The organism is Devosia submarina (genome assembly GCF_003056345.1).
Taxonomy (GTDB): Bacteria; Pseudomonadota; Alphaproteobacteria; order Rhizobiales; family Devosiaceae; genus Devosia; species Devosia submarina.
In genome coordinates this window covers 190,471-211,409 of sequence record NZ_PYWB01000007.1, presented here as the reverse complement: position 1 = coordinate 211,409, position 20,939 = coordinate 190,471, and the positions used below count along the sequence as shown (strand labels likewise).

General features: G+C 61.9%; 17 protein-coding genes. 11 read left to right on the top strand and 6 right to left on the bottom strand.

Annotated features, from left to right (window positions below; genetic code table 11):
* Window position 1: 1 nt before the first annotated feature.
* Window positions 2–1,462 carry a xylulokinase gene (locus tag DDE77_RS12270; protein ID WP_108397748.1) on the bottom strand — a complete coding sequence of 487 codons (1,461 nt, stop codon included), beginning with the start codon at window positions 1,460–1,462 and terminating at the stop codon, window positions 2–4.
* A 113-nt stretch (window positions 1,463–1,575) separates the two neighbouring features.
* Here DDE77_RS12270 and DDE77_RS12265 point away from each other — a divergent pair, with 113 nt between their 5' ends.
* Genes DDE77_RS12265 through DDE77_RS12255 form a run of 3 tightly spaced genes read left to right on the top strand, consistent with a single transcriptional unit; the run spans window position 1,576 to window position 5,035 of the window.
* Window positions 1,576–2,508, top strand: coding sequence for a substrate-binding domain-containing protein (locus tag DDE77_RS12265; RefSeq protein ID WP_210204384.1), 933 nt, complete (start codon window positions 1,576–1,578; stop codon window positions 2,506–2,508).
* A gap of 53 nt (window positions 2,509–2,561) precedes the next feature.
* A complete protein-coding gene (locus DDE77_RS12260; protein WP_108397747.1) occupies window positions 2,562–4,070 on the top strand; it encodes a sugar ABC transporter ATP-binding protein in 1,509 nt (502 codons plus the stop codon).
* 2 nt (window positions 4,071–4,072) lie between these two features.
* The gene (locus tag DDE77_RS12255) at window positions 4,073–5,035 is read left to right on the top strand and encodes an ABC transporter permease (protein ID WP_108397746.1); all 963 of its coding nucleotides are present in this window, start codon (window positions 4,073–4,075) and stop codon (window positions 5,033–5,035) included.
* 6 nt (window positions 5,036–5,041) lie between these two features.
* Here the strand turns inward: DDE77_RS12255 and DDE77_RS12250 are convergent, their stop codons facing one another.
* Window positions 5,042–6,409, bottom strand: a complete 1,368-nt coding sequence (locus DDE77_RS12250) for a sensor histidine kinase (RefSeq protein ID WP_108397745.1) — start codon at window positions 6,407–6,409, stop codon at window positions 5,042–5,044.
* Window positions 6,406–7,083 (bottom strand): response regulator transcription factor, encoded by a 678-nt coding sequence (locus DDE77_RS12245; RefSeq protein ID WP_108397744.1) that lies wholly within the window; start codon window positions 7,081–7,083, stop codon window positions 6,406–6,408. The genes DDE77_RS12250 and DDE77_RS12245 overlap by 4 nt, the downstream gene beginning before the upstream one ends.
* Before the next feature lie 196 nt (window positions 7,084–7,279).
* Between DDE77_RS12245 and DDE77_RS12240 the strand changes: the two genes are divergently transcribed.
* The 5 genes from DDE77_RS12240 to DDE77_RS12220 all read left to right on the top strand — a co-directional run bounded on the left by DDE77_RS12240 (window position 7,280) and on the right by DDE77_RS12220 (window position 13,080).
* Entirely contained in the window at window positions 7,280–7,624 is a 345-nt protein-coding gene (locus tag DDE77_RS12240) for a hypothetical protein (protein ID WP_108397743.1), read from the top strand.
* Window positions 7,625–7,824: 200 nt separating this feature from the next.
* Window positions 7,825–9,249: a cytochrome ubiquinol oxidase subunit I gene (locus tag DDE77_RS12235; RefSeq protein WP_108397742.1), complete on the top strand. Its 1,425-nt coding sequence runs from the start codon at window positions 7,825–7,827 to the stop codon at window positions 9,247–9,249.
* On the top strand, window positions 9,239–10,243 hold the full coding sequence (gene cydB, locus DDE77_RS12230) for a cytochrome d ubiquinol oxidase subunit II (protein ID WP_108397741.1): 1,005 nt from the start codon (window positions 9,239–9,241) through the stop codon (window positions 10,241–10,243). Before DDE77_RS12235 ends, cydB begins: the two co-directional genes overlap by 11 nt.
* On the top strand, window positions 10,240–10,353 hold the full coding sequence (locus DDE77_RS12225; RefSeq protein WP_108397740.1) for a DUF2474 domain-containing protein: 114 nt from the start codon (window positions 10,240–10,242) through the stop codon (window positions 10,351–10,353). The genes cydB and DDE77_RS12225 overlap by 4 nt, the downstream gene beginning before the upstream one ends.
* Before the next feature lie 213 nt (window positions 10,354–10,566).
* Window positions 10,567–13,080 (top strand): PIG-L family deacetylase, encoded by a 2,514-nt coding sequence (locus tag DDE77_RS12220; protein ID WP_108397739.1) that lies wholly within the window; start codon window positions 10,567–10,569, stop codon window positions 13,078–13,080.
* Between the two features lie 100 nt (window positions 13,081–13,180).
* Here DDE77_RS12220 and DDE77_RS12215 read toward each other — a convergent pair whose 3' ends face one another.
* From DDE77_RS12215 to DDE77_RS12205, 3 genes are read right to left on the bottom strand one after another with little or no spacing between them, the layout of a single operon-like run.
* Window positions 13,181–14,047: a DMT family transporter gene (locus tag DDE77_RS12215; protein ID WP_108397738.1), complete on the bottom strand. Its 867-nt coding sequence runs from the start codon at window positions 14,045–14,047 to the stop codon at window positions 13,181–13,183.
* 1 nt (window position 14,048) lies between these two features.
* Entirely contained in the window at window positions 14,049–16,385 is a 2,337-nt protein-coding gene (locus DDE77_RS12210; RefSeq protein ID WP_108397737.1) for a PIG-L family deacetylase, read from the bottom strand.
* A 24-nt stretch (window positions 16,386–16,409) separates the two neighbouring features.
* The gene (locus tag DDE77_RS12205) at window positions 16,410–17,633 is read right to left on the bottom strand and encodes an ROK family protein (RefSeq protein ID WP_245895215.1); all 1,224 of its coding nucleotides are present in this window, start codon (window positions 17,631–17,633) and stop codon (window positions 16,410–16,412) included.
* 175 nt (window positions 17,634–17,808) lie between these two features.
* On the opposite strand from DDE77_RS12205, the gene DDE77_RS12200 reads away from it, so the two are divergent.
* The 3 genes from DDE77_RS12200 (at window position 17,809) to DDE77_RS12190 (ending at window position 20,936) form a co-directional block, all read left to right on the top strand.
* Window positions 17,809–19,047 (top strand): sugar ABC transporter substrate-binding protein, encoded by a 1,239-nt coding sequence (locus DDE77_RS12200; RefSeq protein WP_108397736.1) that lies wholly within the window; start codon window positions 17,809–17,811, stop codon window positions 19,045–19,047.
* A 102-nt stretch (window positions 19,048–19,149) separates the two neighbouring features.
* Window positions 19,150–20,082 carry a carbohydrate ABC transporter permease gene (locus tag DDE77_RS12195; RefSeq protein WP_108397735.1) on the top strand — a complete coding sequence of 311 codons (933 nt, stop codon included), beginning with the start codon at window positions 19,150–19,152 and terminating at the stop codon, window positions 20,080–20,082.
* Complete coding sequence (locus DDE77_RS12190; RefSeq protein ID WP_108397734.1) at window positions 20,079–20,936, top strand: carbohydrate ABC transporter permease; 858 nt, start codon at window positions 20,079–20,081, stop codon at window positions 20,934–20,936. Before DDE77_RS12195 ends, DDE77_RS12190 begins: the two co-directional genes overlap by 4 nt.
* The last annotated feature ends 3 nt before the right edge of the window (window positions 20,937–20,939 follow it).

Here is a 20,939-nt window from a genome sequence, read left to right as displayed (position 1 = left end):
CCTAGCGACTGGCAAACCGCTCATTGAACGGCCGTAGATCATGGTACAGCGCCTGAAAATGCGCGAACCGCTCGTTGTAGAACGCCGCCCGCGCCCCATCCGGTTCGAACTCCCGATCAAACCGCACCAGCTGGCGTACGGCGCTGGGAAGTGACGGAAAAGCCCCGCTGCCCACGCCCCCGATGATCGCCGCGCCCAAAGCCGCCGCTGCCGGAATAGCTGTCCGCGCCAGCGGCAAGCCCAGCACATCGGCGCGGATCTGGCACCAGGTGTCGGACCGCGAACCGCCCCCGCTGATGCGGACCGCGCCAAGCTTCACGCCCGCCGATTGCTGAAGCGCGCCAAAGGCCCAGCGCACCGAATGGGCAACCCCCTCCATCACCGCAAGGGTCAGCTCCTGCGGACCCGTATTGGCGTCCAGCCGCGCAAACACCCCGCGCGAAGTGGCGTCCCAGATCGGCGCGCGCTCTCCGCCCAGATGCGGCAGAAACAGCGGCGTAGCAGCATCGGGCTGCAACCCGTCTGTTTTTCCCAGCACTTCCTCGGCCGAACGCCCCAGCAAAGAGCAGAGCCAGGTCAACGATGCGCCGCCCGACTGCGTAGGTGCCGCATGCATGCGAATCCCTTGGTAGGGCGGAAACAGGATCACGCCAGATGTCGGAAAAACTGTGCTGGACACGATCCCGGCAATCTCGCTGGTGCCCGATTGGTACATCGCCTCGCCATCGCCAACCACGCCGCAGCCAAACATGCCGGCCCAGGCATCCATTGCCCCCACCATGACTGGCACTCCGGCAAAAGGCAGGCCGGCGCTGATGCGACCAACAATGTGGTGGAACGGGTGGAGCGGCGGCAATCTCGCCGCTGCGCCCGGAAGCAGATCGAGCAGCGGTTCCACATAGCGTCCGGAGCTATCAACCAGCCCGACCGCCGCTACCGGATCACTGGCCACGGCACCCGTCAGCTTAAGCGCCACGAAATCCTTGGGCAGGAGCACATGCCGGGTCGCCCTCCAATTTTCGGGCTCGGTGCGGGCAACAAAGGCCATGCGCGACAAGGCGTGGCTTGCATCGATCGGCACCGGGCCGCCAAACCAGGCGGTCTTTTGCTCCGCACTCACCTGACGCTCGAGCCCGGCGGCATCCTGGGCTGCCCGGATATCCTGCCAAATAATGCCCGGCCGCACGGCAGCGCCGCTGTCGTCCACAAAAACATGGGAATTGACCTGCGAAGTCAGACCAACGCCGATAACGCGCTTCCATTCCACGACATCAGAAAACTGCTGGAGCGCGCCGAGCACGCCATCCATCCAGTCCTGCGGGCTCTGCTCGGCCATGCCGGGAGCATTGCGCATCGTCCCATGCGGACAAACAAAGCTTGCTAATTCGGCGCCTGCCGCGTCGATCAGCGTGGCCTTTGTTGCGGTTGTCCCGACATCAATTCCGATCAGGCAGAAATCCAAGCCCGTTCTCCCCCAAATCCTGCTTGCCCACCGGCAGGTGCCTCTTATAGTCCTTTGAACAACAAGGAAAACAACCGCCCGCTCTCGTCCGGCGGTAACAGGAGGGCTCTTCAGTGTCGATCAACAAATCCGCCCTGGCATTCGCCAGCATCCTTCTCGCCACCACGGCCATCGGCACGAGCGCGGCGCTGGCCCAGGCCAAAGTCGCCATCGTCACGCCCTACATGGCTCAGCCCGGCACGCAGTTCTATGTGGAAGCCTTCGAGGCTGTCGCCGCCGAGAACGATTGGGACCTCAATGTCATCGACACGGCTGGAGACGTTGCCGCCGTCATCAGCCGCATGGAAGATCTTGTGGTGCAAAATGTTGATGCCATCGTCATCAATGTCGACCCCACCCAGGTAAGTGCTGGCCTGCAGGCGGCGTCTGACGCCGGTATTCCGGTCATCGGCATGGATGCGGGCGCCGATCCGCTGCTGGTCACCAATGTCACGTCCAACGGCTATGCCATGGCCGCGGAAACCGCGACCTATGTTGCCGATCGCATCAAGGGCGCAGGCAATGTGGTCATGTTCGTGTTCGAGGCCTTCCCGCCCGTGCAGGTGCGTGGCGTGGTCGCTGATGCCGTGTTCGGCAACTACCCAGATATCGAGATCATTGATCGCGTAACCCCGGACGTGTCGGACGGCGGCATTGCCGATAGCCGCGCCAAGATGGAAGCCATTCTTGCAGCCAATCCAGAACCGGGCAGCATCAACGCCGTATGGGCCGCCTGGGACCAGCCCGCGCTTGGTGCGCTGCAGGCCATCGAGGCTGCTGGCCGTTCTGGCGAGGGTATTGTGATCACCGGTATCGACGCCAACCCGCAGGCCCGTGAAGCCATCGCGGCGGGCGGCAATTTCGAGGCCTCGGTAGCGCAGGACTTTACCGGCATCGGCACGGCAACGGCCGAAGCCGTCGCCCGTGTGCTGGCCGGCGAGGAAATCCTTCAAACGGTGACCTATGTGCCCACCAAGCTCGTCACTGCAGCCAACGCTGCCGAGTAGATAGGCTCTTGTCCCAAAACGCCATCGTGGAGGACCCCGTCGGGGCTCCTTCCATGCCCCTTCTTTCCGCTACATCCATCACCAAGGCCTATGCCGGCGTTCCGGCACTGACCGGGGCCAATCTCGTCGTGGCACCGGGCGAAATCCATGCGCTGATGGGCGAGAACGGGGCAGGCAAGTCCACCCTCATCAAGATCCTTGCGGGGGTCGTTGCGCCCGATGGCGGCACCATCGCTGTCAATGGCGAGACAGTCACCATCGGCTCGACCAAGGCGGCTTATCGGCTGGGGCTCCGCTTCATCCACCAGGAATTCAATGTTGTTTCCACCCTCTCGGTGGCGGAGAACATTTTCATGGGGCGCTTCTATCCGCGCCGTGCTGGCCTGCTGGTGGATTGGGCAAGTCTTAATCGGGAAGCCCAGGGTGCGCTCGAGCGCCTGGGCATCGACCATATTAAGCCTAGTGGGAATTTGGGCGAACTGAGCCTGGGCGATCAGATGCTGGTCCGCATTTCCGCCGCCCTGCTGGATGATGCAAAGCTTTATGTGCTGGACGAGCCAACGGCGGCTCTGACGCGCGATGAGAGCGAGCGCCTGTTTCGCGTACTGCGCGAAATCCGTGCCTCGGGCAGCTCGGTGATCTATGTTTCCCACCGCCTCGATGAAATCATGGCCCTGTGCGATCGGGCAACGGTGCTGCGCGATGGCCGCTCCATCGACAGTGGCGCCATGGCCAACATCACCCATGATGATCTCGTTGCCATGATGATTGGCCGCAAGGTGGAGGAGGCCTATCCCAAACAGCTCAAGCCTCCGCGCAAGGCTCTGGCCTTTGCCGCATCGGGCCTGGCCGGCCCCGGGCTTGGGCCGGTGAGCTTTTCCGTGCGCGAAGGGGAAGTGCTGGGTGTGGCCGGTCTTAGTGGTTCCGGGCAGGGCGAGCTTATTCGCGCTCTGTTTGGCGCTGCAAGGCTGACGGCCGGCACCATGATTCTGGGCGATTTACCCTATAAGCCATCTTCGCCCGCCGCAGCCTGGCAAAGCGGCATCGCTTATGTGCCCCGCGAGCGCCGCGCCGAAGGGCTGGTCATGCGCCGACCGATTTTCGAGAACATCACCCTTGCCCACCTCAAGCGCCAGAGCCGCGCCGGCATCCTTCTGGCACCCCGGCGCGAGCGGCGCTTTGCCGCCGAACTCGGCGCCAATATGCGCCTCAAGGCCGTGGGTCCGGGGCAGGACGTCATCGAGCTCAGTGGCGGCAACCAGCAAAAGGTGGTTCTGGCCAGGGCCGTGGCGGGCAATCCGCGGCTCCTGCTGCTCGAAGAGCCGACACGCGGCGTCGATGTCGGCGCCAAGTTCGACATCTATTCCATTGTCCGCGAACTGACAGGGAAGGGAACTGCGGTAATCCTTGTGTCCTCGGACCTGCCCGAGCTGCTTGGCATGAGCGACAGGATCGCCATCATGCGCCAGGGCGAAATCACGGGGATTGTCGAAGCCGCCAGCATTGGCGAAGACGATCTCATCAATCTTTGCTATGGCCGCTCGCCCGGTATGGTCGCCTGAACATGCAGCTTTTTATTCGCCGCTACGGCACGCTGATTGGCTTTGTCGCCATCCTTGCCTTCTTCTCCATCATGCTGCCGGGCACATTCCCCACGGCACGCAACTGGCTCAACATTTCCCAGCAGGTTTCCATGCTGATGGTGGTGGCCGCCGGCATGACCATCGTCATGGTCATGGGGGATTTCGATCTTTCCGTCGGTTCAGCCGCAAGCCTTGCCGGCATTGTCGCGGCCCTGATGATGGTGGCGGGCCAGCCCGTCTGGGCCGCCGTGGCGGTGGCGCTGGTCGTTGGCCTTTTGGGCGGCGCCTTCAATGGCGCCATGGTGAGCCTTGTCGGCATCCTCCCTTTCATAGCGACGCTTGCTACCATGACCATGTTTTCGGGCCTTGCCTTTGTGGTCAGCGGCGGCAAGACCATTTCGGGCCGCGCCATCCCCGAAGAATTCGGCAATTTTGCCCGGAGCGGCCTGCCGCTTGGCGAATGGGGCGGCGTCGCCATTAGCCTGCCGAATCTGTCGATCATCGCCATCGTCGTCGTTCTGGCCGTGTGGGTAATGCTTGAGCAAACCACCTTTGGTCGCCGGCTCTACGCTATTGGCGGCAATGTGGAGGCCGCCTATCTCAGCGGCATCAACGTCAGGCGCCTGCGCCTCATCGCCTTCTCGCTCACCGGGCTTGCCGCCGCGGCCGGGGGCCTCATGTATGCGAGCCGCGTCGCCTCGGCCAATCCGGTGCAGGGCAGTGGTCTGATGCTCAACGCCATTGCCGCGGTGTTCCTTGGCACCACCATGAGCCGCCATGGCGAACCACGCATCCTTGCCACCGCCGTCGGCGTCCTGGTGCTGGGCGTCCTCGACAATGGCCTCACCCAGATGAGCGTCGACAGCTATATCCGCCAGGTGCTTGTCGGCGGCTTGATACTTGTCGCGGTCGGCGCCGGCTCCGTGGGACAGGCGAGGCGGTAGCCAAATCTACTGTTCGCCGGCAAGCTGGAACTCGATGGTGAACGCGGCCCCGCCGCTCGGCGAGGCGCCGATCGACAGCTTGCCGCCATGCACCGCAACAATGCTCTGAACGAGGCTCAATCCCAGCCCCGCGCCTTCCGAGCCCTGTGTCAGCCGGTAAAACGGCTCAAAGATCCGGTCCCGCTCCGCTTGCGGTATGCCGGGACCCTGATCCAGCACGCTCAGCCGCCCCGATGGTGAAACCTCCACAACAATCGTGCCCGCATTGCCGCCATAGCTGATCGCATTGCGCACGATATTGCTGATGGCATGCCGCAGGCTTCGTTCATCGCCAAGGATCCAGATGGGCCGTTCCGCCCCCTCGAGCCCCAATTCATAGCCATTCGCAATGGCAAGCGGCGCCAGGTCCGCAACCGCGGCCGACGCCAGCTCGCACAGATCCACCCGAACCAGCTCCGGACTGGCCATGGTAAAGCGCTGCAGATCCAGCAATTGGTTGGTCAATTCGGTCAGCCTGCCCACATCTGCCAGCAATTGCTGTTGCAGGGGAAAGGGCTCCGCCGTCTCGATCCGCGTCTGCAGGACTGCCAGCGGCGTGCGCAGCTCATGAGCGGTGCCGGCAAGAAAACGCTCGCGCCGCCAATAAGCCTCATCGAGCCTTTCCAGCGCCCTGTTGATCGCGCGAACCAAAACGCCGACCTCGGCCGGCAAATCCGCCTCGGGAATTCTGTCTCCACCGCGCTCGATCCGGATGTGCTCGGCCGCCTCTGCCGCCGCATTGAGGCTCCGCAAATCCCGCCGGATGAGCCGGGGCACCGCAATCGCGCTTGCCAGCGCCAGCACGATCAGCGTCGCTGCAGCTATGCTGATCGAGCCGATCTGCACGATCAGCGATGGATTGATGTGCGGCCCGCCGCCCGTCGCCATCCGCAACAAGCCATGCTCGCTCATCTGCGTGCGAACCACCAAGGTTTCCTGCGCCCGCTCGGGTCCCACCGTGATGTGCAGGGACGCGATCTGGCTCAGCGCCGGCCGCAGCGCCATCATTTCATCGGGTACGTCCCCGAAGCTCGCCTCCTGCCCATCCTCGTCCTGGGCGAAAAACCAGATGCCGGGATGGCGCTCCGCAAGATCCAGCAATTCTTCGTTCGGCTCAACGCCGAACCGCCCCTCGGCACCGAAGTTCAGCGAACGCTCAAAGACATCCAGCACGCGTGGATCAATCGGCGATGTATCCCTCACGCCCAGCAGCAGCGGCAAAACAAAGATGGGAAAGATCACCACGCCAAAGAACACGGCCAGCGTCAGCTGCTGCACCGCAATGGTGCGCCGCGTCAGCCGCTGCGCCAGCGGCTGGTTGCGCTGCCCTGTCACTGGTTCAACTGCCGCAGGAGATAGCCCACGCCGCGCACCGCATGGATTTCCACCGTCGCCCCGCGATCGGCCAGCTTCCGGCGCAATCGGGAAAGATGGGCATCGAGCGAATTGGACTGGATTTCATCATCCGCCCCATAAACATCCTCCTCCAGCGTCCGCCGCCGCACGGTGTAGCCAGCCCGCCGCGCCAGGCTCTCCAGCGCCAGATATTCGCGCCGCGGCAACTCAAGCGGCTGCCCCTCCACCGCCACAACGCCACGCGTCAGATCGAACACGAGGTTGCCAACGGTAGTCACCTGCGGATTAAAGCTCGCCGGCCGCCGCATCACGGCCCGAATGCGCGCCACCAGCTCATCCATGATGAATGGCTTGGCCAGGTAATCATCAGCCCCCAGATCAAGCCCCTCCACCCGGTGCACCGGCGTGCCCAGCGCCGAAATGACGATCACTGGCACATTGGGCCGCTGGGAGCGCAGCAACGGCAGCAGCGTCATTCCGTCGCCATCGCGCAATTGCCGGTCCAGCAGCACCGCATCGTGCTCGATGGTTTCGATGGCCTCGATTGCCACGGCCAATGTCGCGGCCTGGTCCACCACGAAGCCGCGCTTTTCCAGCGCCACCCGCACCATTGTCGCCAGTTCCAGCTCGTCCTCGATCAGCAAAATCCGCATGCGGCGCCCTTACCCTTTCGCCCAGGTGCTCGGCACCAGCGCAAGACTCCAGCTCTGCTATGCATCGGGCACGCCTTCATTTTTCGCCCCGATCTTTGCCCTAAACACATGGGAGCCATGCATAGCTCCAGCCGCAATGTTGAGGCAATGCTCGCATGACAAAGCACAGGGATGTTCGAAAGAAAGGAACATCCAAATGAATAAGAAACTCCTCGTCCTCGCCGCTGTAATGGCATTCACGCCGGCTGTCTCTTTTGCTGAGGAGTACGAGAATGACCTCCAGATCCATGGTCGCTCGCCCGAAAGCCTGATTGCAACGCTCGCCCAGAAGGGCATTGCTGCCGAAAACGTCGAAGAATGGGGCAATCTGATCCGCGTCGACACCCGCGATGCCGAAACCGGTGCCCACAGCTTTGTCCTTCTCGACAAGGATACCCTGCAGCCACGCCAGGCCACATCAGCCAACACCACCGGCGCTCGCGTGACCGACAGCGGCTGGACTGCCGAAACCTTCAACCCGGCTCGCAGCCTGGTCGAATAATCTGCCATAGAACGCACGCCGCCACCGAGCCCCCGGGCTTGGTGGCAGGCCTCTCCCCTCGGGCAAATTGCCCCACCCTCATGGCTATGAGCCAGGGCAACTGCTAAATAAGCCTCGACGCAGAGTCCGCGCCCCGACCGGCTGATTGCTTCCCAGACCAGCCCTCGGCGCCCTCAGGCCGGCTTACAAGGGGTGGTTGCATGACCTTTGGTCAAGAAGCGGAAATATTGGCGCGCATCCAGTTCGCCTTCACCGTCTCGTTCCATTTCCTGTTCCCCGCCTTTTCCATCGGAACCGCGAGCTATCTGGCCGTCCTCAATGGTCTTTGGCTCTGGAAGCGCGATCACGCCTATCTCAAGCTTTTTGAATACTGGAAAACCATCTTTGCCGTGACCTTCGGCATGGGCGTCGTGTCCGGCATTGTCATGAGCTACCAGTTCGGCACCAATTGGTCCGTGTTCTCCGAAAGGGCCGGCGCGGTGATCGGGCCGCTCATGGGCTATGAAGTGCTCACCGCCTTTTTCCTGGAAGCTGGATTTCTGGGCATAGCGCTGTTCGGGCGCAAGCGAGTAGGGGACACGCTTCACATGTTTGCCGTCCTGATGGTGGCGGTGGGCACGCTGATTTCAGCCACCTGGATCACCTCGGCCAATAGCTGGATGCACACCCCCGCCGGCTTTGACATCGCGGCCGATGGCAGCTTTGTCCCTGTGGACTGGTGGGCAATCATCTTCAATCCCTCCTTTCCCTACCGGCTGACCCATACGGTGCTTGCAGCGTTTCTGACCACGGCCTTTGCCGTCGGCGCCGTGGGCGCCTGGCATCTGCTGAAGGATCGGGAAAACCGGCAGGCCCGGATCATGTTCTCCATGGCCATGTGGATGGCGGCTCTTGTGACGCCAGTACAGATATTCGTGGGCGATTTGCACGGCCTCAATACGCTTGAACACCAGCCCGCCAAGATCGCCGCCATGGAGGGACATTACGAGACGCACACTGACGGCGCCCCGCTGATCCTGTTCGGCATTCCCGATGACGAAGCCGAAACCACCCATTTCGCGCTCGAAATCCCGAAGCTGGGCTCGCTGATCCTCACCCATGAACTCGATGGCGAGATCAAGGGCCTCAAGGAATGGGCCCGCGAGGACCGCCCTCCGGCGCTGATCCCCTTTATCACCTTCCGCATCATGGTTGGGCTGGGCTTTCTGATGCTGGCAACCGGCCTTTGGTCGCTCTGGGCCCGCTGGCGTGGCAATTTCTACACCAATACTTGGCTGCACCGAGCGGCACTGATCATGGGGCCATCGGGCTTCGTGGCCGTGCTTGCCGGCTGGTACACAACCGAAGTGGGGCGCCAGCCCTATACGGTCTATGGCTTGATGCGTACCTCCGAGAGCCTCTCGCCCGTAGACGCCCCGGCCGTGGGAGCCTCGCTCCTCGCCTTCATCATTGTTTACTTCATTGTCTTTGGCGCGGGCGTTTTCTACCTGCTTCGCCTCATGCGCCGGCCGCCCATTTTCGAGGAAGATCACGAACTCGACAAAGGGCCGCATCGCGCATCGGGCATCAATCCGGGCCCTGCGCAGGAAGAGCCAATCCGCTCGGGAGGCGCCAGTGCCAATTGATCTGCCAACAATCTGGGCTGGCATCATCGCCTTTTCGGTGCTGGCCTATGTGGTTCTGGATGGCTTCGACCTGGGCGTCGGCATCCTTTTTCCCTTTTTTCCCGAACGGCATGATCGGGACGTGATGACCAATTCCATCGCTCCCGTCTGGGACGGCAACGAAACCTGGCTGGTGCTGGGCGGCGGCGGGCTGATGGCTGTTTTCCCATTGGCCTACGCCACCATCATGCCGGCTCTCTATATGCCCATCATTGTCATGCTGCTGGGGCTGATCTTTCGCGGCGTGGCCTTCGAATTCCGCTGGCGCACCCATCGGGGCTCCAAATATTGGGACACGGGCTTCTGGATCGGCTCGACCCTTGCAGCCTTTATGCAAGGCATCGCCCTTGGGGCGCTGGTGGAAGGCATCGACATCGCCGATCGCCGCTATGTGGGCGGCTGGTGGGATTGGCTTACCCCCTTCACCCTCCTCACCGGCTTTGCCGTCGTGGTCGGCTACGCGCTGCTCGGCGCCACCTGGCTCAACCTCAAGACCATTGGCGATATCCAGCAGCGTGCCCGAAGGAGGGCCATGCTCTCCGGCGTGCTGCTGCTGGTCCTTATCGGCGCGGTGTCGCTGTGGAGCCCGTTCATCAACCAGGTTTATTTCGAGCGCTGGTTCGGCTGGCCCACCATGGTGTTCTCCGCCCTTATGCCCCTGTTGATCGGCGGCTGCGCCTTTGCCCTGTGGCATGGCCTCACCACCGACAAGCATCTCCAGCCCTTTCTTGCAGCGCTGGGTTTGTTCGTCCTGAGTTTTGCGGGCCTTGGGATCAGCTTCTACCCCTATATCGTGCCCGGCAGCCTCACCATCGCGGAAGCTGCAGCTCCCGATTCGTCGCTGATGTTCCTGCTGGTCGGCGCCGTAATCCTGGTGCCGATCATCCTCGCATATACCGGCTACGCCTATTGGGTCTTCCGCGGCAAGATTGACCCCGAAGAAGGCTACCATTGAGCCCGACCCCAGCCTTTCAGCGCCTGCTCTGGTTCATTGCCCTTTGGATCGGCGGCGTCGCCGTCGTGATCCTTGTCGGATTGGTGATCAGGCTCTTTTTGGCGCCATAGGGCTGAGGTGGCCCCTATTTCCCACCCCCGCGCGTCGTCCTCGGACCTGATCCGAGGACCTCTTGCAACCGGCGCTGAGTACCAGCCCACCCCATCAAAAACTCCGATTAACACACTTGAGTTGAGTTAATCGCCCTCTCATACTCCCAAATAGGACCCGTCACTCAAACCCACCGGAGGGGTAGGTTGCGGCGGGCAAGGAGAGGAACAGCCATGACACGATTGACCCGGCGCACCTTTGTTGCATCCATCCCGCCGCTTCTGGCGGCCACCCAGATCCCGGCCTGGGCGGCGCCGGCATCCGATCTCGAGCTGATTGCCGCGCAAAAGGGCGAACCGGCCCTGGTCAAGCTTTATCGGCAGCTTGAGCGTCTCACCTCGACCATGACGCTGATGACCACCGGCGCCCATCCCGATGACGAGCCCAGTGGCATGCTGGCGGCGCTCCGCCACGTCTATGGCATCCATCCCATTCTCTACTGCATCACCCGGGGCGAAGGCGGGCAGAACGCCATCGGTCCTGAGCGCGGCTCGGTCCTGGGTGTATTGCGCACGCGGGAAATGACGGAGGCTTCACGCGCGCTCGATGCGTCCCTCGCTTTCGGCAGCCAGGGCCATCACGACCACATGCATGATTTCGGTTTCTCCAAGGACCCGAACGCCACCATCGACCGCTGGGGCCGCGACCGCGTTGTCGAGCGCATGACCTGGGCCGTTCGGCACTACAAGCCCGACGCCATCATGAATTGTTTCCTCGATGTCGGCGGCCAGCATGGCCATCACCGCGCCGCCAATGTCGCGACCTTTATCGTGGCCGATCTTTCCGGCGACGAAACGCAGTTCCCAGAGCAGATCGCAGCCGGCCTCAAGCCCTGGACTGTGCCCAAGATCTACCAGCCTGCATGGGGTGGCGGCGGCGGCGTTTATGACGACGAAACGCCGCCCCCTCCAACCACCCTTGTGGTCAAAGCACCCGAGCGCGACCCGATCTCCGGCGCGACTTTCCCCCAAATGGGCGAATGGTCCCGCTCATGCCATCTGACGCAAGGCATGGGCAGGTGGCGTCCCGACCCGCAAACCGAATGGCCGATCAATCTGAGCTGGGCCAGCATCGGAGAAGCAGGTCAGCCCGAGAACGATATTCGCGACGGAATCCTCGCCACGCTCGGCCAGATCGCTGAAGTCGACGGCATGCCGGCCTCTGCCGCGGACGCCCTGCGCAATGCCCAAGGGCTGGTCGATGAAGCCGTGGATGATTACGGCGACCCGGTTGGCGTCACTGGCAGGCTTGTGGAGATCGCCAAGGCGCTGGCAGAAGCTCGCAGCGCCCTTCCAGCAGAACTCGAGGACAATATCGCTCATCGCCTTGATCGCAAGATCAAGGAAACGGACCTGGCGCTCGCAACCGCCGCAGGCATGCAGATCCGTGCCTATACCGATGGCGGGGATCTCCATCCCGGCGACGAGATCGTGGTCAAGACCATCGTGGATGCGCCCGATGTGGTCAGCATCGACAAGGTGGAAGTGATCGCCCGCGAAGGGATCACGGGCAGCGAAGGCAACCCTGACGGCGTGATGGTCAATGTGGCCGACGATGCCGAACTCACCAATCCGCTCAACGAGCAGTTCGACCCTCTTGGGGGCAATGGCGACGCTTTTGTGCAGCTTACGGCCGACATCAACGGCCACAAGGCAGTGATCGATGTCGACCTCGAGGATGCACTGCGCGTTCTGCCCGAAGCCTCGCTCGAGCTGACGCCAGATGCTGTGGTGTTCAACACCCAAACCGAAATCGCGCCCGTCGAGATGACAGCCGTGGTTTCGGGCGGCACGATTGCCGATCTCGACTTCGACCTTCCGGCCGGCTGGCGAATGAACCCGAACGGAGAAATAGGCACCGAGGCGGGCACGTTCGACCTTGCCCCGCCCACAGACCTTGGCACGACGCGGATCACCATCGCGCCCAAGCTGCTCGGCAAGCAGGCCTATGCCATCAACATCTTCAGCTATCCCCATATCGGCCGCTCCGTGGTCCCCACCGAAATCGCCGTACCCGTGCAATCTGTCGAGGCCATCATCCCCGAAGGCCGGATCGGCTATATCGGGGGCGGCAACGACAATGTCGCGACCTGGCTCAAGCGCCTGGGGGTCGCCCTCAGGGAGTTGACACCCGCCGACATGGAAGCGGGCGCCTATCGCGATCTCGATACGCTGGTGGTGGGCATCTTCACCTTCGGCCGGCGTCCTGATCTGGTGGCGGCACTACCGGGGGTTCACGAATGGGTGCGCAATGGCGGCCATCTCCTGACGCTCTACCATCGTCCCTCCGATGGCTGGAACAATGACACGGTGCCCTTGGCCTATCTCAAGATCGGCACCCCATCCATCCGCTACCGCGTGACCGACGCCGAGGCTCCCGTGGAAGCGCTTGTGCCAGACCATCCGCTCCTCACCTATCCCAACACCATCGGCCCCGAGGACTGGGCCGGTTGGGACAAGGAGCGCGGGCTCTATTTCGCTTCGGAATGGGACGAGGCCTATGTGCCGCTTCTCGCCATGAGCGATGCGGGCGAGGAGCCCCTGACCGGATCGCTCCTGTCGGCCGAAATCGGGGAAGGGCGTCACACCCACACAAGCCTTGTGCTCCATCACCAGCTCGACAAGCTGACCCCGGGTGCCTTCCGCTTGATGGCCAATCTGATCCAGCCCGCCAGGCGCAAGTCCTGACCGATCCGGCCGCCCCTCCCGCGGCAGAAGCCCCGGCCCTAACGGCCGGGGCTCTCTTTTGCCCCAAACGAGACACTAGACGTTAACAGTCCGCTAACGTCTAGACCGCCTTGTGACTGCGCCGGTCAAGCCGGCCGGTGAGCACCAAAGCCCCGATAATGATGGCTATTCCGGCAAAGGTCGTCACCCCCGGCACCTCGCCAAACACGATAAAGCCCGCCAGGCTCGCGAGGACAATCGAGAGATAACTGAACGGCGCGAGCATGTTCGCCGGGCTGCTCTGATAAGCCCGCAAATAACAATACTGCCCCATCTGCGCGAGCACCCCGATCGCCAGCAGCAAAGGCCAGTCGCCAACACTCACCGGCTGCCACGCCAGCAGCGCTGGAATGGCGGTGAACAACGTCAGGCCCACGGTATAGAAAACCATGAGAACCGTAGTGTTTTCGCCTGCCAGCGCACGGGTTTGCACGGTTGCCAGCGAGCCAAAAACCACCATGGTCAGCGCCGCGAGAAGCCCCAAATTCCAGCTGATTTCACTCGGCCCCACCATCACCAGAACCCCCGCAAAACCGATGCACGCACCGATCCAGCGCCAGGGCCCCGAACGCTCCCCAAGCATCCAGGTAGCAAGCGCCAGAACCACCAGCGGACGCATGAAACCGATCGCGTTGACCAGCGCCAGCGGCAGCGCCGTTAGCGCCGCAAAATTGGCATTAAGCGCAATGGTATTGCACAGCACCCGAAACCCGTGCCGCCCCCAATGCCGTGTTTGCCGCAACGCTCTGCGATGCCGCCAGGCCAGGGGGAGAACGCTGACCAGGCCAATCAGCGAGCGGATAAACACCATCTGCACAGCCGGATAACTTGCCCCGCCAAGCTTGACGAGCACCGTCATGATGGTGACCAGCACCATGTCGCTTAAAAGCCAGGCAATGCCCATGCCCGGCGGCGCAAAAAGGGGCATGTCAGGCCGCTTGCAGCAGGTTCGCCATGATCCGGAAAGCGCCGGGCACGAGCTTGTCCATCTGGTGGTGCAGCACAAGACTGGTATGGGTATGACGCCCTTTGCCGATCGTCGCTGACAGCAACGACCCCGTGAGCGGCGCTTCCCCCGCATCGCTCATCGAAAGAAGCGGCTGGTAGGCGCTGTCCCATTGCGACGCAAAATAAAGCCCGCGCTCCTTGTCCCAGCCTTCAAAATCGGCAGCACTGATGCAATTGGGGCCGGCGAGGAGAACATGGTCAGGATCGAGCAAGGTAACCGGCGCTGCAGGATTGGTGACACGCCAGCGCAGGGACGGGCTGCCAATGGTGAGCGGCAGCGGCGGCGTCGCCTCAGGTCGCCAGCCATCGCTCGGCCGATGATAAAGCGTCACGAGATGACCGCCAGCGAGGATCCAGTCGTGCAGTCGGGTTGTCGCAGCTCCAAGATCGGGCCTTGTGCCAAAGGCGAAAATGCCGACGACGATTGTATCAAACCTCGACAATTCCCCCGAAAGCGCATCTCGGTCGAGCAGTGTAACATCAGCCCCCATCCGCTTCAGCCAGTAACCGACCCGGTCAGCACCACCCCCGATATAGCCGACGCGCGTCTTGGGAATTTCAAGGTCGACTGCAAGAATATCCAGCATCTGCGGGCGAACAAAGCGCGTGCGACCAATATGGGGATAGTCGATCGCCGTCAGCGCATAAGCCTGCTGCCCGTCAACTGTGATCGGCAAGCGATGGTGACCCAGTGCAAGATCGGGCGTGGGTGTAATGGTAAGGCCGCTGTCTCCGCGACCCACGGATAGGCCAGGCACGGAAGGAAGGCTAAGCGAACTCGGCTCAGCGCCTTTGACGGCAATCGTTTGAGGGCTCGTCCTGCCCATGGGCAAAACCAGCGCATCCGGTGTGATGGTCAGCGCATGTGCCGGGTCGATCTGGAGCGGCTCCTCCAGATCGAGCGCAAACTCGATTGGCTCCCCATCTACATCGGCTGAAACATCGAGCCAGAAAAGTCCATTACCCCCCAGGCTCTGCCAATCGGCATGGAAGGGATTGCCGACCGGTGCATCTGAACCCGCAGTGACGGGGTGGGTGGTGCGGTTGTTGCCCGGAGAAAATGCAGGCGGGGCAGCGATGGCGCAATGGGCGCGGGGCCTAATGGTGAGTGCCGCTGCTGCACCTAGTTCGGCGTCAACGATCAACTCGGTGCTTTTGCCCGGAATAAGGCTAGGCGACGAAAGGGCGGCGGAGATGTCGATGCCAGCGGCAAACGCCAGCGCAACGTCGATTTCCCGCAATTTGCGCGCAAGACGATGCGCGTGTTCCGGCGCGATTTCGGCGCTGGCTGCTACGATGGCGCGTCGTGCCTCGCAAAGGGCGGGAATGAGGCCATCAGAGTGAGGGAAGGCAGCAATGGCGCGATCGATGGCGCCATCGGCATCAGCAAGCGCTGGGCTATTGCCGAGGTCAGCCAGGCGGATCGGCAAATCGTCAAAAATGCTCCGCTCGTTGGTTCCGCCGACGCGGTGGAGTGGCCAATCAACCTGACCGGGATCGCGCCAGAAGCCCATGTTCTGGCTTGCATGGTATGCGCGCGAGAATTCCCCAAGGCGGTCATAGCTCATGCCGGTGACGGGGTCTGTCCCCTGTGCCCTAACAAGCGTTGTGGCCGGAGGTGGAGGAACTTCATCATCATAGGTGTCGCCGCCGCCAGACCAGGCCGGCAGGTAGAATTTGGCGACGCGCCAGGGCGGAAGACCTTCGGTGATGAAGGCGGGATCGGCTGACAAGGCAAGGGCGCGTTCGGCAGCCTCGGTCATGGCCCGGTGATGGCCATGCTGGCCCGGAACATCAAGGAAGGTCGGTATGACGACATCTGGTCGGAATTGGCGATATGCGCGCACCAAGCGCCCGATAGTTCGATTCTCTCCCCAACGCGCAAGCGTATCGACGCCGGATTTGGAGAAGCCGAAATCGTGCACGGGATCATCAGGTCCGTGGCCCAGCCAGGCAATGTCGGCGTCCATGGCTCGCGTCGCCTCTTCCATTTCGCGGCTGCGCATAACCCCCAAGGCACCCTGGCGCTCGGGACCAAGGGTGTTCTGCCCGCCTTCGCCGCGCGTGGAACAGGCAACCACGATCCGCGCCCCATGCTGATGCCGGAGCACCGCCAGCATGCCGTTATGTTCGTCGTCTGGATGGGCGCCGGTGTTCATCACGGTGATGGTGGACCGCAGGCGGCCAAGCGCGCGGTGGAGCGAAACAAGACGTGGCTGGGCAGCGCGGCGGCGCAGGCGATCACGATCTGGCAGCATAAAGAAAAGTCCGGTTGGTAGAGATCAGGTGGCGGGACCAGCGACGCTGAGGTGCGGCGAAACGGTATCAAGAAGCGGCAGCGCAGCTGCCCCTAGAGCAGCCGTGAGGCGCCCGGTTTGACCCCGAATAACGCGGGGCAGGGTGCGCTTCTGGCGCGTGGCAACGGAAACAGGCAGCGGATCGAGCGCGGCGATCATTGCTTCCAGAACTGAGTCCGGCAGGCCGCCGCCGAAAATGACGGTCTCGGGATCGAAGATGTTTTCCAGCATGGCGACGGTTGGCGCCAGATAGTCCGCAGCCATGCTGATCCAGTCTAGCAAGGTCTTGTCGCCTGCGTCATGGAGCTTCTGGATATCCTCGACATTGGCAACATAAATGCCCGCCATTGCGAGACGTTCGCGAAGGGCAAAGACGGAGACGAACCGCTCAAGCGCGCCTGCCGGGCCATAGCGTGATGTTCCGTTGCGTGGCACGAGGCCAACATGGCCGATTTCGCCAGCATTGCCGAAGGCGCCACGGAGCGGGCGTCCATCTTGAATGACACCCAGGCCAAGGCCGACGCCGAAATAAAGGTAGCAAAAGGAGCCCAGATGCCGGCCCGCGCCATAAAGACGCTCCCCGACCACAGCGGCCGTGGCGTCGTTTTCCACTACCACAGGCTGGCCAGTAGCCTTTGCGAACAGGGCCACGGGATCAACGCCCGTCCAGCCCGGCAAGGTTGCGGGCCCGATTGAACTCATGCCCTCGATTTCAAAAGGGCCAGGCATAACGACGCCCAGGCCAAGGAGCTTGCTACGGTCAGCTCCAAGTAAGGCTTCAAGGCGCGCCACTTCCTGGGCAACGAGGTCCGGAACAACTTCAGGTCCGGCTTCGCTCAGCGGAATAATGGACTGGCCGCGGATGCCGCCGGAAAGATCAATCAGCGCGGTGACCATGTGATCGGCCGCGATCTCAACACCCGCGGTAAGCGGACCATCGGGATTAACCGCGAACTGGATCGGCGGCTGACCGCGTCCCGAGCGCAGGCGACCGAGTTCAATCAGCAATCCTTCTTCAAGCAGTTCATCAACGATGTTGGCAACAGCCTGAGGCGTAAGACGCGCGCGGCGCGCAATCTCGGTGCGTCCCAGATGCTCGTGCATGCGAATGACCTCGAGGACGACGCGCCGGTTGTGCGCCCGGTTGCGCTCTGGGTTGGACCCGATGGCAACGCGCTGGCGCAAGTCAGATTTTGTGCGTCCGTGCAATGCGTGGCTCCCCGACTTCGCCCCACAACGATAGATCACAGCAATAATAACTCAAGTAGATTATTTTATTGACAAGCCAGCCTCATCTATTCGACGCTATAAGGAGCTAGGCGGGACTCCGCCTCAGGCTCGGAGAGGGCTGTCGTAAAGCTCGGCGGCCATATGGAGGAAAAGAATGCTCACCAAGACCAAACTGGCCGGGCTCGCAGCCGGCGTCAGCTTTCTGGCAATGGGCTCTGCCCAGGCCGTCGAAATCGAGTACTGGCAGTATGTTTTCGATAGCCGCATCCAGGCAATGGATCAGCTGATCGAGAAGTTCGAGGAAGCCAATCCCGACATCACCGTCAAGCACACGACCTTCCCCTATGCCGACTACCAGACCCGCGTTGTTGCGGCCAAAGTCGCAGGGCAGGGTCCCGACGTCGTGCAGCTGTTTTATGGCTGGACCGACCAGTTCGTGAATGGCGGGCTGATCCAGCCGCTTGATCCCGCCGTGTTCCCTCATGACGAGATCGAATCCGAATTCTTCCCCATCGTTTCAGCCATGAAGCGCGGCGAAGATTATTATGGCCTGCCCACCGCGGTGCGCTCGCTGGCCCTGTTCTACAACAAGGCGCTTTTCGAAGAAGCCGGTATCCAGCCCCCGACCAATCTCGATGAATTGGTGGCAGCGGCCGAAGCAACCACCAAGCGTGACGGTGGCGGCAATATCACCACAGCCGGCATCACACTCGATATGGCTGGCCAGGATCACCATTGGTGGCGTGAGGCTTTGGTTCGCCAGAACGGTGGCGCGCCCTATGACGAGGAAGGCAACGTTGCCTATGACGATGAGGCTGGTGCTGCGGCGCTGAAGTTCTATACCGACCTGCAGACAGAAAAGAATGTCGGCCTGGTCGGTTTCATGGATGAAGGCCAGGCAGCGTTCCGCGCGGGCCTTGCCGCCATGACTATCGACGGCACCTTCCGTCTGGGCGCCTTTGCCAACAACCCGTTCGAATGGGGCGTTGTCGAACTTCCAGCCGATGCCAATGGCATGCGCTCGAACTATTCGAGCTATTTCGCCAATGCGATCGGTGCCACGGCAACCGGCGAAGAGCTTGAAGCCGCCCAGAAGTTCCTGGCCTATATCTCCTCGCCTGAGGCAATGGAAATCTGGCTCGACGTCGTGGGCGAGTTGCCTGCGCGCCGCAATGTTGCGCTGACCGAAGCAAACCTTGCCGACCCGGTCCTCGGACCGTTCCTCAAGGGTCTTGAATACGCCCACACCACTCAGTTCTACGATGAGGCTGCGCAGCGCCAGACCGCGATCGACATGGTCAATCGCGTGCTGCTTGAAGGCCAGTCCATCGACGATAGCCTGGCTCAGGCCGCACAGGCCGAGCAGGCGATTATCGACCAGGCTCGCCAGTAATAAGACCTCCGATAGATGTCGCCCCGGCTCACCCCGGGGCGGCAGGCGGGATCAATCGTCAGGGCGCCATGGGGAGCCCAGGCTAAACGCGCAGGAGCGAAAATGGCGTCTGTGAACGCAAATCCACAAGCAGGCCCTGTTCGCTTCTGGGACCGGCTAAACATCGGCACCAAGCGTGTCATCTGGGCCTGGACCTTTCTGGCGCTGCCCATCCTGTTTTACGCGGGCATCCGGTTCTATCCGACCTTCCAGGCGTTCTGGCTGTCGCTCACCAATTGGGACCTTCTGCGCCCCGCCCAGTTCATCGGCCTCGCGAACTACCAGAAGATGTTCGCCGATCCGATCTTCTGGAAGGTCTTCCAGAACACGTTCCTTTATCTCATCATCGGCACGCCGCTGAGCCTCGTCATCTCCTTCGTGATCGCCTTCTACCTTGATCGCGTGCGCTTCATGCATGGGTTCATTCGTGCGCTCTACTTCCTGCCCTTCCTCACCACGGCCGCCGCTATGGGCTGGGTCTGGCGTTGGTTCTACCAGCCGGTCCCAATCGGGGTGATCAACGGCATCTTGAGCTCGGTCGGAATTCCTCAGCAGCCATTCCTCCGTTCGGTGGACCAAGCGCTGTTCTCTATTCTCGTCCCGGCAATCTGGGCTGGTCTGGGCTTCCAGATCATCATTTTCATGGCCGGCCTGCGCGCCATTCCCGGCACCTTTTATGAAGCCGCCCGCATAGACGGGCTGGGGGAAGGTGCGATCCTGCGCAAGATCACCATTCCTCTTCTCAAGCCCACCACAGTCTTTCTGGTGGTGTTCTCCTCGATCGGGTTCCTACGCATTTTCGACCAGGTCTACAACATGACCACCAATGATCCGGGCGGGCCGCTCAACTCGACCAAGCCCCTGGTGCTCATGATCTACCAAACCGCTTTTTCGTCCTACCAGATGGGCTATGCCGCTGCGCAGACCGTGGTGCTGTTCACCATCCTGCTCTTTGTGTCCCTGCTCCAGCTCTATGTGCTGAGGGAAAAGAAATGACCGCGACCACCTCCACCACTGAGCTGGCGGCAAACCGCCGCGACATTCGCCCGGGGCGCATCATCGCCTGGACCCTGCTGCTGATCGGCGGGTTCATCATGATCACGCCGCTGCTCTATATGTTCTCGACCTCCCTCAAGACCTCGGCGCAAGTCTATGATCTAAAGCTCATTCCGGTCGCGCCCACTCTCGACAACTACTTCAAGGTGCTTAATGACGGCCGCTTCATGCAGTGGTTCTTCAATTCCACCTTTATCGCGCTGACTGTAACGGCCTCCAACGTCTTCTTTGACAGCCTTGTTGGTTATACGCTGGCCAAGTTCCAGTTCCGCGGGCGCTACTTCATCTTCCTCGCAATATTGTCGACCCTGATGATCCCCACCGAAATGCTGGTGATCCCATGGTATCTCATGTCCAGCCAACTGGGCTGGCTCAATTCCTACTGGGGCATCATGTTCCCCGGCATGATGACTGCCTTCGGTACCTTCCTGATGAAGCAGTTCTTTGAAGGCGTGCCTAACGACTTCCTTGAAGCGGCACGCGTGGACGGGCTCAACGAGTTCACCATTTGGTGGAAGATCGCTATGCCCATGGTGGTGCCGGCGATCTCGGCCCTGGCTATCTTCACCTTTCTTGGAAACTGGACCGCCTTCTTCTGGCCCCTGATCGTCACGACCTCCAAGGAGCTCTATACCCTCCCTGTGGGCATTTCGAGCTTTTCCGCGGAGGCTTCGATCCAGTGGGAGCTGATCATGACCGGCGCCGCCATCGGCACCATTCCTACGCTTCTCGTCTTCCTCGTGCTGCAGCGCTACATCGTGCGCGGCGTGATGCTGGCCGGCCTCAAGGGTTAAGCA